Raw genomic sequence first — 13089 nt, forward strand, 5'->3', positions numbered from 1 at the left:
GAACCCGAATACCGTTCGCTACCGGGTTCGATCCTTGCAGGTCCCGACTCTCCGCGCTGCCCCCCGTCAGGACCCCTGCCAGCGGCCCGTCGCCAGGAACGTGCCGATGGCGGCGCGATACGGCTCGAGGCGCAGGCCCTGTGCCGCCACCCAGTCGTCCGAGTAGTACGTGTCCGCGTACCGCTCGCCGCCGTCGCAGATCAGGGTGACCACCGATCCCGTACGCCCGGCCGCCAGCATCTCGGCGATCAGCGCGAACGCGCCCCACAGGTTCGTACCGGTGGAGCCGCCGACGCGGCGGCCGAGCACCGCCGAGCCGGACCGCATCGCGGCCAGGGACGCGGCGTCGGGCACCCGCATCATCCGGTCCACGACCGCGGGCTGGAAGGACGCCTCGACCCGGGGCCGCCCGATGCCCTCGATCCGCGAGCCCCGGCCGGTCGAGAGCTCCCAGTCGCGGGCGACGTAGGCGGGCCAGAACGCCGAGCCCTCCGGGTCGACGACGCAGAGCCGGGTGCAATAGCGCCGGTAGCGAGCGAACCGCCCGATGGTCGCGCTGGTGCCGCCGGTGCCGGCCCCGACGACGATCCACGCCGGTACGGGATGGCGCTCGAGCGCGAGTTGCGCGTAGATGGACTCCGCGATGTTGTTGTTGCCCCGCCAGTCGGTGGCCCGTTCGGCGTGGGTGAACTGGTCCATGAAGTGGCCGCCCAGGTCGGCGGCGAGGGCGCGCGCCGTGGCGACGACCGCCGTCGGGTCGTCCACCAGGTGGCACTTACCGCCCTGGAACTCGATCAGCATGATCTTCTCGGGCGACGTGCTCGCCGGCATGACCGCGATGAACTCGAGCCCGAGCATCCTGGCGAAGTACGCCTCGCTGACGGCGGTCGAGCCGGAGGACGCCTCGACGATCGGGGTGTTCGGGCCGATCCAGCCGTTGCAGAGGGCGTACAGGAAGAGCGAGCGGGCCAGGCGGTGCTTGAGCGACCCGGTGGGGTGCGAGGACTCGTCCTTGAGGTAGAGGTCGACACCCCAGGACCGCGGCAGCGGAAACGGCAGCAGGTGGGTGTCGGCGGAGCGGTTGGCGTCGGCCTCCACCAGCGCGATGGCGTTGCGTTCCCATTCCCGGGCTGCGTCGTCGCAGCGGTCGAGCTGTTCCATGGTTCAACCTACCGCCGGATCGAGGCCGGGCTGCGGCCGGTTCTCCCACTTGGTGGAGAGCGCGATCGCGGTGCGCGTCGAGGCGACGCCCGGCGTGCGGTTGATCCGGACGATCAGCTGCTCGAGCTCGGCGATCGTGCCCACCCGGACGGTGAGCTGGTACGACTCGACGCCGGCCATGAAGTAGCAGGATTCGATCTCGGGCATCACCCGCAGCGCGGCGAGCACGTCGTCGGTGTCGGCACCGGAGTCCTCGACGATGCCGATGAGCGCGGTCACGCCGAGCCCGATGGCATCATGATCGATTTCGGCCCGGTACGCCCGAATCGTCCCACCAGCCTCCAGCTTGCCAACCCGCTCGTGCACGGCGGGGGCCGAGAGGCCCACCTGTCGGGCCAGTTCGGCGTACGACGAGCGGGCGTTGTCCCGCAGCAGATCGATCAGGCGCAGGTCGATGGCGTCCATGAGTTCAGAGGTTAGTGCGACACTTCCGGGTACCTCACGCCCGGTAGCGGGCGCTGGCGCCTTGGAGCAAGCAAGGATAATGGTCAACGTCGCAATCGGGGCTTTTTCCGCATTTCAACGACTTGCTGTTTTTGGCGATGCTCTAATGGCACTACGTCCCGATCGAGCACGCCGACACTCACCGTGACCACCGGCGCTCCAACACGACGCGAGGAGAGGGCCGTGGACACAGGAGATCGACTGCTTACGCCCGGGGAGGTGGCCGCGCTGTTCCGGGTGGATCCGAAGACGGTCACACGCTGGGCGGCCGCCGGACGTATCGGCAGCATCCGCACTCCGGGTGGCCACCGCCGGTTCCGCGAATCAGAGGTGCGCGCGCTGCTCGAGGGCGACGGCGTGGTCGAGGAAATGCGCGAGGACGACGCCGCGAACCGGCCGCGCAACGGGGGCCCGACGAACCCGGGCTCCAGTTACGGACCTCCGAACGGACTGCGCTGAAGCTTCGCATAGGGCATTAATACCCCATTAAAGGCAACTAGTCCTGGCGTCCGGACCCGAGATCACCGGTCCAGCGGGTAAAAAGCTCGTGGGGTACGCCGAGAGCGTCCAGGACCTTGCCCGCCACGAAGTCCACCAACTGCCCCGCGGTCGCCCGGGCGCCGGCGCCGTAGAAGCCCGGGCTGGCGGGCAGGACCACCGCCCCGGCGTCGTGCAGGGCGATCAGATGCTCGAGATGGCTGCGGGTCACCGGCGTCTCGCGGGGCACGATCACCGTTCGCCGGCGCTCCTTGAGGTTGACCTCGGCGGCGCGCTGCAGCAGGTCCTTGGAGAGCCCGATCGCGATGCCCGCGCAGGCGGCCGTGCTGGCGGGCACGACCACCATGCCCCGGGCCGGATACGAGCCGCTGCTCGGCCCGGCCGCGAGGTCGCCCGCGGGCCAGTAGGTCAGATCACCGAGATCCCGGCCCAGCCAGGCAGCGACATCGTCCTTCCAGTGCGCGTCCCGGACGGTCGCACCCGTCTCGTCGAGCAGGGTGAGCCGGGCGGCCCTGGACACCACCAGGTCCACGGACTCGCCGGCGTCCAGCAGCGCGCCGACGACGGCCCTCGCATAGGGCGTGCCGGAGGCGCCCGAGACGCCGACGATCCAGGGGTTTCGCATCCGGCCCTACCCCAGGAGCAGATCTAGGACGGCAAAGACGAACAGCGCGATGCCCACGAAGCCGTTAGCCGTGAAGAAGGCCCGGTTAACCTTGGAGAGATCGTCCGGCGTGACAACGACGTGCTGATAGCCGAACGCCACCGCGGTCAGCGCCAGCCCCACCCACCAGAGCCAGCCGAGGCCGACGAGCTGCCCGAACCACACGAAGAGGGCGAACGTCACCACGTGGGTGGCGGTCGAGATGTGCAGCGCCGTGCGGACCCCGAAACGGGCCGGCGTCGAGTGCACCCCGATCCGCCGGTCGACCTCGACGTCCTGGCAGGCGTAGATGATGTCGAAGCCGCCGATCCAGAGCCCGACCGCGACGCCGAGCACCCACGCCGGGCCGGAGCCGGCGAACGTGCCGGTGATCGCGAGCCAGGCGCCGACCGGCGCCACGGCCTGGGCGAGCGCCAGCACGTAGTGCGGAAAGTTCGTGAACCGCTTGGCATAGGGGTAGACGATCAGCGGGATCACCGCGAGCGGCGACAGCAGCAGGCAGAGCCAGTTGAGCAGGCCCGCGGCCACGAACAGCACGAACAGGGACACGGCAGCGCCGGTCCAGGCCGTTCGGACGCTCACCGCTCCGGTGACCAGTTCCCGGTTCGCGGTACGCGGATTCTGGGCGTCGATCCTGCGGTCCAGAATCCGGTTGGCCGCCATGGCGAAGGTGCGCCCGGACACCATCGCGATCGTGATCAGCAACAGATCGACCCAGTGCACCCCCGTGCCCTCGGAGTCCATCGCGACGAGCGCCGACAGGTAGGCGAAGGGCAGGGCGAAGACGGAGTGTTCGATGGCCACCAGCCGCAGGAAGGCCTTGACCCGGCCCGGCTGCTCGGGTGCGGACGCGACGGCGGTCACGAGATCCCGTACTCCTTCCAGCGCTTGTCCACGAGGGCGGCCACCTCGGGTGCCATGGTCATCTCTTCCGGCCAGCCCCGGGTGTAGCCCTCCGCAGGCAGCTTACGGGTGGCGTCCAGGCCCGCCTTTCCGCCCCAGAACTGCTGGTAGGAGGCGTGGTCGAGGTGGTCGACGGGGCCCTGGGTGACCAGCAGGTCGCGGTCGTAGTCGACGTTGCCGAGCGCCCGGAAGGCGACCTCGTGGTAGTCGTGCACGTCGCAGTCCTCGTCGACGACCACGATCAGCTTGGTGAGCGACATCAGGTGCGCGCCCCAGATCGCGTTCATGACCTTCTGCGCGTGCTTCGGGTAACGCTTGCGGATCGAGACGATCACGCAGTTGTGGAAGACGCCCGCGGCCGGCATGTCGTAGTCGACGATGTCCGGGACCATCATCTTGAGCAGCGGCCGGAAGATCCGCTCGGTGGCCTTGCCCAGGCCGTGATCCTCCTGCGGCGGCTTCGACGTGATGATCGAGTGGTACACGGGCTGCCGTCGCATCGTCATGCACTCGATGTGCAGCACCGGGAACGGCTCGACCGGCGTGTAGAAGCCGGTGTGGTCGCCGAACGGCCCCTCGGGCGCCCGCTCGCCCGGCTCCAGGTAGCCCTCGAGTACGACCTGCGCCTGTGCCGGTACCTGGAGCGGCACGGTCAGGCAGTCGACCATCTCGACCCGCTCGCCGCGCAGGAAGCCCGCGAACAGATACTCGTCGATGTCGCTCGGAAGAGGGGCGCTGGCCGCGTAGCTGACCACCGGGTCGCAGCCGATCGCGACGGCGACGGGCAGCCGCTCGCCGCGGCGCTCGGCGACCGCGTGGTGCGCGGTCGAGTCCTTGTGGATCTGCCAGTGCATGCCGAGCGTGTTCTTCGAGTGCTGCTGCAGCCGGTAGAGGCCCAGGTTGCGCTTGCCGGTCTCCGGGTGCTTGGTGTGTGTCAGCCCGTAGTTGTGGAAGATGCCGCCGTCACCGGGCCAGACCTGCAGGCCGGGCAGCCGGGTCAGGTCGACCTCGTCGCCCTTGAGCACGACCTCCTGGCAGGGCGCGCTCTTGACCTTCCGGGGCGGGACGGACTTGAGCTGCAGCACCTTGCCGATGCCCTCGCGGATGCCGGACCAGCCGACCGGCAACTCGGGCTGGATCAGCGAGCCGATCCGGTCGCCGACCTCGTCGAGCGAGTCGACGCCGAGCGCCATGGCCATCCGCTTCTCCGTGCCGAACAGGTTGACGACGATCGGCATCTCGCCGCGGGTCGGGCGCTCGAAGAGCAGGGCCGGCCCGCCGGCGCGGACGGTGCGGGTGACCACCTCGCTGATCTCCAGCGTCGGATCGACCGGCACGCCGACCCGGCGCAGCTCGCCGGCCTGTTCCAGGGCGGTGATGAAGCTCTGCAGATCGTGGTACGGAAAGCCCTTCGAAGCCATGACCCCAGTCTCGCACCACGGGACGGGCAGTGATCAGCGGGCGGGAACCGTCACCGGAAGATCTGATCCGGCGTTGAGCCAGCGATTCGTTATCCGGGCTGCGCAGGGCGAGGTGGGCGACGTGAATTTCCGGTCCGTGGCGCGATGGAGCGCCCTCGGTGGCCTGGTCACGGCCCTTGCCCTCGCCGCGCCGGCCGAGTCGCACCGCGCCGACCGGCTGCCGCTGTGCCCGATGGGTGCGGCGTCCACCACACCGCCGACCGGGCCCGCCGGCCGGGACGCACCCGGCGCCTGCCGGGCGATCGGGCCGGTCCTGGAGTCCGGCGTGCGGCTCGACCTGATCCGGGGTAGCACCACCCCGAGCGGCTACCACCACCTGGGCGCGGGCACCGCGGGCGAGTGGCGCGGCGTCTCCGGCCGCATCTCGATCGTGGACGGTGGCGTGCGGCCGAACACGTACGACTTCGTCGCCGGCCGCTTCATGGTCAAGCGCGACATGGGCGGCGGCAGCATCGCCTGGCTGGAGGCCGGCTGGGCCGAGACCGGCTGGGCGGGCGTCGGCCGGCAGCACATCTACACGTTCAACACCAACACGAAGACCTGGCAGTTCTACAGCCAGTACCAGCTCAGGCCGGGCGACAAGGCCTGGCTGGACCTGCACACGGACGCGGACAACGTGTGGCAGGCGTGGCTCTGGTGGAACGACCGCTGGAACCTGCTCACCGCGCAGCGGCTGCCGATCGGCTCGAGCGCGTACGTCGAGCAGTACGTCGAGGTGCACGTCGACTCGAGCCGTGCGGCGCGGCTGCTGGTCCCGCCGGTGACCGTGGACAACGTGCAGCTGCGCCCGCCGGGCGACGGCTCGCCGCGCTACTGGCGCGAGGACGTCGACACCCAGATCGGCGGCACGGCCCAGCAGCGCTCCGCCGGGTTCTGCCTGGACTGGCTGACCCACTACGACACCTGGAGGGCCGGTGACTGTCCGGGCGGCACCGGCGGCGGCGACCTCGTGGCCGACCCCGAGCCGGCGCCCTCCACCAACCCGGACATCGTCGGCGACCTGCTGCCGGACTCCGACGACGACAGGAGCCTCCTGGGCCCGGTCCTCGGCAGCTGACCTGCCACTCTGCGTGTCGGGGATGCGACACGCAGGACGGCCGACAGGCGTACCGGAAATTTTCCGCAACAGCCTTACTTCGAGAACGGAAGATGTCACTTTGAGTGACACTCGGCCGGGCTATTCACCGCAAGATCTCCGTAAGGTCCATAAACCTTATAAGGTGTCATAGTGGACTCGCGCCCAGCGGTCGGATGAACCGCGAAAGTACGGGAACATTCAATCATTCGCAGGGCCGAATTCGCGTCGAGAGGCCGGCGATACGCGTCGTCGCAAATATCGAGCAACCGCGTTGTGCGCATAGCCGGAAGACGGGATCCGCCCGGGCCCGCATTCTTGGGCGAGCGTCCCGAATGACGGTGCTGCCAATACGGGTCGGCGGGGGCCGGCGTCCGGAAGCGCTTCCGCAAGCGATTCGGCTCGAGCGGGCGATCACACCGCCCTGATCATTTGATAATGGCGATCGTTCCGGACCCCGCGGCCACGCCGGTCAAGTGATCCCTCTTCCGGCCGGTTTCGCGACGTTTCACAACCGGACGATCATCATGTTTACCAATGCCCAGGTGAGGCCGGTGAATACTTCGGCGGCGTTTCCTGATTTTGCGCAGAGGTAGCGCCCGGCGCGGGCCTGCCAGCACCCTCTCCGTACGGCGAGCGGGGATCGCGCCCGGGCAGATGGCGCACGTTCCACCGCTGGTCTTGGAGCTCGATCCGGGCGACCGGTATGGTTATCACGCGGAGGTCCTCGAATTTCCGCCCGATGTTGCGTCTGGTTGGTCTCGGGCCGATGTCGGATCAGCAGGACCCGGAAAGCCGCTATGGTGGCAGTCTTTCCGGAAGTGATTAAGGGGCCGGCGAGGCGTCTTCGCGACGCGACTCCGGCCCCTTCGTCAATTCCCCGGCGACCTACCCACGGGTAGCCCATTCTGCATTCTTCGGTAAACAAACTTCACCGCGGACCGCGCGTGCAACTTGCATCTACAGGCCACCCTTCGGGTCCTCGCACAACGACGACAGAGCGTGGTGGAATACCTCGGCACCCTGGGGCACAATCAGTCTCGATGATGCGGACCTGCCCACCATCAGGCCGCATCACTTCCCGAGCCACGGCCCGAGACCACCATTCCGACCACCTTGCCGAAAGAGGTCCATCGGTGACTTCCAGTTACATCGACGAACTGCCGCCGTCGCAGCCCGGATGGCGGGCATGATGACCCGCGCAGCCGACAGCCCCGGCGGGTCGCGCGGCGGCCGGCACCGGGCCGAGCGCCCCACCGCCGGAACGCCGGCGGAGCCACCCGGCACGACGGGACGGCCGTCGAACGCCGTCCTCGCCCGCGAACACGAGTTGGCGCGGATGCGGGCCAAACTGATGGACCCCGAGACCGCGGCCCGGGACCTGGCCGAGCGGCTGACGTTCGCACACGTCAACGCGGGCAAGCCCGCCCTGAGCGTGCTGGGCGAGGCCGTGCACTACAGCAAGGCGACGCTGTCCAAGGTGTTCGCCGGCAAGATGGTGCCGTCCTGGCCGCTTGTCGAGAACCTCGCCGTCGCGCTGCGGGTGCCGCCGCAGACCGTGGTGCAGGAGTGGCTCCACCTCTGGACCGCGGCGAACACGCTGCGCCGGAACGCGGCCGCCGTCCGGGACCACGCCGTGCAACCGCTGCCCGGCACCGCCGCGACGGCGGAGGCGTCCGCCCGGGCCGGCTACACCTGCTCGAAGTGCGGCAGCTGGGTGGTCGACACGGCCCTGCACACCGACTGGCACATGCAGGTCGAGCCGTCCGGCCGGCCGGCGCCCGCCAGCGAGTCGATCGACGGCGGCTGGAACGCGCAGTCCCGCGAGATCAGCCTGATCCGCGAGGCGCTCGCGACCGACGACGACGAGTGAAGCGGCGACACACCCGGCTCTCATACCTGAATGGACTGTCGGTCGCTCCTCCGCTCTCCACAGCCAGCCTCCTCCGACCCAAAGGCCAATTGTGTGCGAATTCTGCCCGTGAGTAACTGTCCGGGCTCTCGTCCGGCACTCACCCCCGCAGAGAAGTAGGAACCAATGAAGAAGACCCTTGCGGTCGCAATCTGTGCAGGACTCATAACGGCGTCGGTGTTCGTGGCGCAGCCTGCCCAGGCCGCCATCGACCTGTCGTCGGTCACGCTGTCCACCACCACCGTCGTGCTCGACGGCGACGCGGGCTGCGGCAACCGGGTGAACGTGACGGTGAAGGTTTTCGTACCCACGGCCGAGCAGGAGAACCTGTTCAGCGTCACCAGCACCGCGGTCGCCCCGAACGGCGACAGCGTCGACTTCCTCCTGATGAATCAGAAGAGCCGCTCAGGTGACTACGCGACCTACGGCGACTCGGTGTACCTGTGCGGGTTCGACGCACCCGGCCGGTACCGGCTGGACACCGAGGTCGTCTGGTGGGACGACGCGATCTCCGGGACGCGGCAGGAGGACAACTCACAGACGTTCTACGTCAAGCGGCCGACGACCCTCACCTACAACGCGACCCCGGAGCCGGCCAAGCGCGGTACGAACCTGACACACAAGGGCCGGCTGATGTTCGATCCGTTCGGCTACGGCAAGCTCTACGGACCGAGCGGACAGACCCTGAAGATCAGCTTCAAGAAGACCGGCACGTCCGCCTACGTGGCGAAGGGCACCGTCAAGACGACGAGCGGCGGCTACTACAGCAAGAAGCTGCGCACTGACGCGGACGGAACCTGGCGCGTCGAATACCCGGCGAACAATTACCGGCAGACTCAGGCGAAGGGCGACTACGTCGACACCAAATAGACGTCGTGCCGCTCACCGCCCGGCATCGGCCGGGCGGTGAGTGCTACATGCCGCCGGCGTTGGCGTAGGAGTGCAGCCCCTCGAAGAACAGGTTGACCCCGAAGAGGTTCATCAGCATCGTCGCGAAGCCGACGAGCGCGATCCAGGTCGCCGTCGTGCGCTTGACGCTCGGGGTCGCACGGGCGTGCAGGTAGGCCGCGTAGACCACCCACGAGATGAACGCCCAGACCTCCTTGGGGTCCCAGCCCCAGTAGCGGCCCCACGAAGCCTCGGCCCACAGCGGGCCGGCGATCAGCGCGCCGAAGGTGAAGAGCGGGAAGGCGAACGCGTGCAGGCGGAACGTCAGCCGCTCGAGCGCCGCCGCGGACGGGACCTTCGCCCCCAGCGGGTAAGGGAAGCGGCGCTTGCCCTGGTCGTGGCCCGCCTTGATGAGGAACATCGCCGCCGGCACCGCGCCGATCAGGAAGATGCCGGAGGACAGGATGATCGTCGAAACGTGGACGATGTACCAGTACGAGTTCAGCGCCGGCACCAGCGGGCCCACCGGCGTGTAGGCGATCAGTCCGGCCGCGCCGAGCAGCACCACCAGCGCGAGCGTCACGAACAGGCCGAGGTGCCGAACGGCCGGCCGACGGGTCAGTACGCCGAGCCAGACCGCGGAGCCGACGAGCGTCACCGCGAGGATGAACTCGTACATGTTGCCCCAGGGCATGCGTTCCGCCGCCAGACCGCGGGTCACCGTGGTGCCCACGTGCAGGGCGAAGGCCAGCCAGTTGAGCCCGACGCCGATCAGGCCGAACAGGACGCCACGGTCCCGCTTCGGCGCGGCCTCGGCGGCGGCGGCGTCCGCGGGCGGCTCGACCGGCGCGCCGGCGCCGACCAGCTGCCGGGCCGGACGGGTGGCCGCGCGGCCGATGTGGCTGCGGTCGCCGAACGCGTACTCGGCGGCGTAGCAGACCATCGCGGCGAGGTACGCCACCACGGTCAGGGCCATCAACTGGTTGGACCAATCCGCCATCACGGCGTCCTCTCATCCCGCACCGCGGCCACGACCTGCTCGAACTCCTCGGCAAAGCCCGGATAGTCGGTGCGTGGCAGGCCACCGGCCTCCATCAAACTACCGCCGCCGCCCGGCTCGGGTGCCTCAGGGTGCGAGACCCGGAACCAGACCCGGCGGCGGTGCCCGGCCAGCGACAGCATCAGCCCCAGCAGGCCGATGGCGGCGCCGCCGAGCACCAGCGGCTGAGTGGGGTCGTAGCGGATCGCGAGCGTGGCGAACTGCTCGGTGCCGAGGAACTCCAGCTTGCTGCCGTCGTCCAGCGTCCACGACTGCCCGGGCGTCAGCCGCTGCGGCCGCTCGCCGCTGACCTGCTTGAGCTGGCCGTTGGCGAGCTGACCACGGTCCAGCGCGTAGACCGATCCGGGCAGGCCCGCATCGACGCCCAGATTGCCCCGGTACGCCGTCAGGAACAGCGCCGGCGAGCGCTCCGCCGGGAACGCGGAGGTCGGGCTGCCGTTCGGGTCCACCGTGGGCAGATAGACGCCCTCGAAGGCGACCTGCAGGTCCTCGTCCCGCTTGTTGCTCTTCGGGTCGATGTTGACGTCGGGGAACTGCACGACGCCCTCGCTGGTGAGCATCTGGTCGCGGGGCAGGAACGGCACGGTCTTGGTCTGCCGCTCGCCGTAGCGGTCCGTGTAGCGCAGGATCGGCGCGTAGCCGTGGCCCAGCAGGTGCACGTTGGCCTGCGACAGGCGCAACGGGTGGTTGACCGTGAACTCCTCGGGCCGCCACGGCCCGTCCTGCTCGGTCTGCACATCGACGTGGGCGCCGAACGTCTTCGGCTGGCCGCTGTCCTGGTAGGTCGCCTCGAAGTCGGTCAGCCGCAGGCAGAAGAACGGCAGGTCCGACGCGTCGATGCGCGGGCCGAGCGAGGACTCGTCGTACTGCGTCACCGAGTTGCAGAAGCCCCGATCGCTGCCCTGCACCAGGAGGCGGTTGCCGTGCCAGCCGTACCAGTGGCCGAAGCCGACCCCGACTAGCACCGCGAGCAGCGCGAAGTGGAAGAACAGGTTGCCGGTCTCCTTGAGGTAACCCTTCTCGGCGGAGACCGTCCAGGTGCCGTCCGGCTGCTCGCGCGCGACGGTGCGGAAGCGGCGGCGGCGCAGGCCGGCCGCGGCCGCGGCGGCCGCCGCGGCGGGATCGCGCGGATCCGCGACCGGCGCCGCATGCTGCGGCAGCCGCTCCAGGCGGCGAGGAGCGTCCGGGGGTACGGTGCGCAGCGCGCGAAGGTGGTCGAGCAGGCGCGGCACCACGCAGCCGACCAGCGACGTGAACAGCAGCAGATAGATGGCCGCGAACCAGGGCGAGGCGTACACGTCGAACCCGCCGAGCCGGTCCAGGAACGGCGCCAGGTCCGGATGGTCGCGGAAGTAGCCGGCGACGTTCTCCGCGTTGACCGCGCGCTGCGGCAGCACCGAGCCCGGGATCGCCGCCACGGCCAGCAGGAAGAGCAGGACCAGCGCCGTACGCATGCTGGTGAGCTGCCGCCACGAGTTGCGCAGCAGGGCCCAGACCCGCAGGGGCCGGCGCGGCGGCGGCTCGGCGGCGGGCGCGGGTCGCTCCTCGACGACGGTCACAGCAGTGTCCCCGCATCGAAGTTGAACGTGGTCACCAGCCAGATCAGGAAGCTGTTCCAGCCGCCGGTGACCAGGGCGATCCCGACGATGATGAGCAACGCGCCGCCGGCCCGGGTCACCCACCGGCTGTTACGCCGGACGGCCTTGAAGACGCCGAGCAGCCGCCGGAAGAAGAGCCCGAAAAGCACGAACGGGATGCCCAGGCCCAGGCTGTACGCCAGGGCGAGCACCACCGCACGGTCGGTCTGCCCGCTGGTCGTCGCCAGGCCGAGGACCGCGCCCAGCGTCGGTCCGGTGCACGGCAGCCAGGAGAGGCCGAAGAGCGCACCGAGGATCGGCGCCCCGGCCAGGCCGGCGTTCGGCAGCCACGAGATCCGGGCCTGCCCCTGCATTCCGGGTACCACGCCGAGGAACATCAGGCCGAGCACGATGACCAGCACGCCCAGCACGATGTTCAGGGTGCGCTCGTGGGTCTTGAGCGCCAGGCCGATGTTGGCGACCAGCGTGGCGAGCAGCATGAAGACGACCGCGAAGCCGACGACGAACAGGGCCGTCCCGGCGAGCACCCGCCCGCGTCCCGCGGTCCTCGTCCGCGGCGGCCTGGTCGCCACCGCCACGGATCCGCCCGCGGGCTCCTCCTTCGCCGCGACGCCCAGCGCGGCGTCGAGGTCCGCGCCCGCCAGGCCGGTCACGTAGGACAGGTAGCCCGGCATCAGCGGGAGCACGCACGGCGACAGGAAGCTGACCAGCCCGGCGATCGCGGCGGCGCCGATGGCGAGCAGCAGCGGTCCGTCGCTCGCCAGGTCGGCGAAGGTGGCGCCCATCAGCCGTCGTTCCGCTCGGCGGCGATGCGCTCCACCAGCGGCTGCAACTCACCGACCGTCGTGGCCCGGCGCATGCCGGCCGCGATCCGGCCCTGCCGGTCCAGGATCAGCGTCGCCGGGGTGCCGACCTGGGTGACGTCGAACTTCAGCGCGACGCTGCCGTCGTCGTCGAAGATGCTCGGGTAGGTGACCCGGCCACGCTCGAACGCCTTCGCCGAGTCCCGGTCGTCGCGCGAGTTGACCCCGATGAAGGTGACGTTCTTGGCGCTGGTCGCCTGGTACGTCTTCTCGAGGTCGTCGGCCTCGGCGCGGCACGGGTTGCACCACGAGCCCCAGAAGTTGACGACGACGACCTTGCCGCGGTCCTGCGAGACGTCGTAGGTGCCGCCGGAGAGCAGCTCACCGGTGACCTCGCGGGCTTCCGGGCGCCGATCCGGGGTGCACTCGATCACACCCTCGGCGCTCGTCGTGCACTGCTTCTCCCAGCTCTCGCTGCCGCAGCCGGCCAGCACGCCGGCCGCGACCACGGCGGCGAGGACGCTCACGGCGGGCCGGCGCAC

Annotated in this window: 13 protein-coding genes; 4 read left to right on the forward strand and 9 right to left on the reverse strand. The window is 69.7% G+C overall.

Annotated elements, in window-relative coordinates:
- Positions 1-66: 66 nt before the first annotated feature.
- Together AB0B58_RS15405 and AB0B58_RS15410 are read right to left on the reverse strand one after the other, a co-directional pair.
- Positions 67-1161, reverse strand: coding sequence for a PLP-dependent cysteine synthase family protein (locus AB0B58_RS15405; protein WP_360223598.1), 1095 nt, complete (start codon positions 1159-1161; stop codon positions 67-69).
- A 3-nt stretch (positions 1162-1164) separates the two neighbouring features.
- The gene (locus AB0B58_RS15410) at positions 1165-1626 is read right to left on the reverse strand and encodes an Lrp/AsnC family transcriptional regulator (protein WP_360223600.1); all 462 of its coding nucleotides are present in this window, start codon (positions 1624-1626) and stop codon (positions 1165-1167) included.
- Between the two features lie 222 nt (positions 1627-1848).
- Here AB0B58_RS15410 and AB0B58_RS15415 point away from each other — a divergent pair, with 222 nt between their 5' ends.
- Positions 1849-2124: a BldC family transcriptional regulator gene (locus AB0B58_RS15415; RefSeq protein WP_023357517.1), complete on the forward strand. Its 276-nt coding sequence runs from the start codon at positions 1849-1851 to the stop codon at positions 2122-2124.
- Positions 2125-2161: 37 nt separating this feature from the next.
- On the opposite strand, the gene AB0B58_RS15420 is transcribed toward AB0B58_RS15415, so the two are convergent.
- From AB0B58_RS15420 to AB0B58_RS15430, 3 genes are read right to left on the reverse strand one after another with little or no spacing between them, the layout of a single operon-like run.
- On the reverse strand, positions 2162-2788 hold the full coding sequence (locus AB0B58_RS15420) for a UbiX family flavin prenyltransferase (protein ID WP_360223603.1): 627 nt from the start codon (positions 2786-2788) through the stop codon (positions 2162-2164).
- Between the two features lie 6 nt (positions 2789-2794).
- Entirely contained in the window at positions 2795-3691 is an 897-nt protein-coding gene (gene mqnP, locus AB0B58_RS15425; RefSeq protein ID WP_360223605.1) for a menaquinone biosynthesis prenyltransferase MqnP, read from the reverse strand.
- Positions 3688-5151, reverse strand: coding sequence for a menaquinone biosynthesis decarboxylase (locus AB0B58_RS15430; RefSeq protein WP_360223607.1), 1464 nt, complete (start codon positions 5149-5151; stop codon positions 3688-3690). Before AB0B58_RS15430 ends, mqnP begins: the two co-directional genes overlap by 4 nt.
- Before the next feature lie 121 nt (positions 5152-5272).
- Between AB0B58_RS15430 and AB0B58_RS15435 the strand changes: the two genes are divergently transcribed.
- The 3 genes from AB0B58_RS15435 (at position 5273) to AB0B58_RS15445 (ending at position 9068) form a co-directional block, all read left to right on the forward strand.
- Positions 5273-6268, forward strand: coding sequence for a hypothetical protein (locus AB0B58_RS15435; RefSeq protein WP_360223609.1), 996 nt, complete (start codon positions 5273-5275; stop codon positions 6266-6268).
- Between the two features lie 1207 nt (positions 6269-7475).
- Positions 7476-8159 carry a helix-turn-helix domain-containing protein gene (locus tag AB0B58_RS15440; RefSeq protein WP_360223611.1) on the forward strand — a complete coding sequence of 228 codons (684 nt, stop codon included), beginning with the start codon at positions 7476-7478 and terminating at the stop codon, positions 8157-8159.
- 216 nt (positions 8160-8375) lie between these two features.
- A complete protein-coding gene (locus tag AB0B58_RS15445) occupies positions 8376-9068 on the forward strand; it encodes a hypothetical protein (protein ID WP_360223613.1) in 693 nt (230 codons plus the stop codon).
- Between the two features lie 43 nt (positions 9069-9111).
- Here the strand turns inward: AB0B58_RS15445 and ccsB are convergent, their stop codons facing one another.
- Genes ccsB through AB0B58_RS15465 form a run of 4 tightly spaced genes read right to left on the reverse strand, consistent with a single transcriptional unit; the run spans position 9112 to position 13089 of the window.
- A complete protein-coding gene (gene ccsB / locus AB0B58_RS15450) occupies positions 9112-10086 on the reverse strand; it encodes a c-type cytochrome biogenesis protein CcsB (protein ID WP_360223615.1) in 975 nt (324 codons plus the stop codon).
- Complete coding sequence (locus AB0B58_RS15455; protein WP_360223617.1) at positions 10086-11705, reverse strand: cytochrome c biogenesis protein ResB; 1620 nt, start codon at positions 11703-11705, stop codon at positions 10086-10088. The genes ccsB and AB0B58_RS15455 overlap by 1 nt, the downstream gene beginning before the upstream one ends.
- Positions 11702-12529 carry a cytochrome c biogenesis protein CcdA gene (locus AB0B58_RS15460; protein WP_360223619.1) on the reverse strand — a complete coding sequence of 276 codons (828 nt, stop codon included), beginning with the start codon at positions 12527-12529 and terminating at the stop codon, positions 11702-11704. The genes AB0B58_RS15455 and AB0B58_RS15460 overlap by 4 nt, the downstream gene beginning before the upstream one ends.
- Positions 12529-13089: a TlpA disulfide reductase family protein gene (locus AB0B58_RS15465; protein WP_360223621.1), complete on the reverse strand. Its 561-nt coding sequence runs from the start codon at positions 13087-13089 to the stop codon at positions 12529-12531. The genes AB0B58_RS15460 and AB0B58_RS15465 overlap by 1 nt, the downstream gene beginning before the upstream one ends.

This window comes from Actinoplanes sp. NPDC049118 (assembly GCF_040648555.1).
In the GTDB taxonomy this organism is placed as follows: Bacteria; Actinomycetota; Actinomycetes; order Mycobacteriales; family Micromonosporaceae; genus Actinoplanes.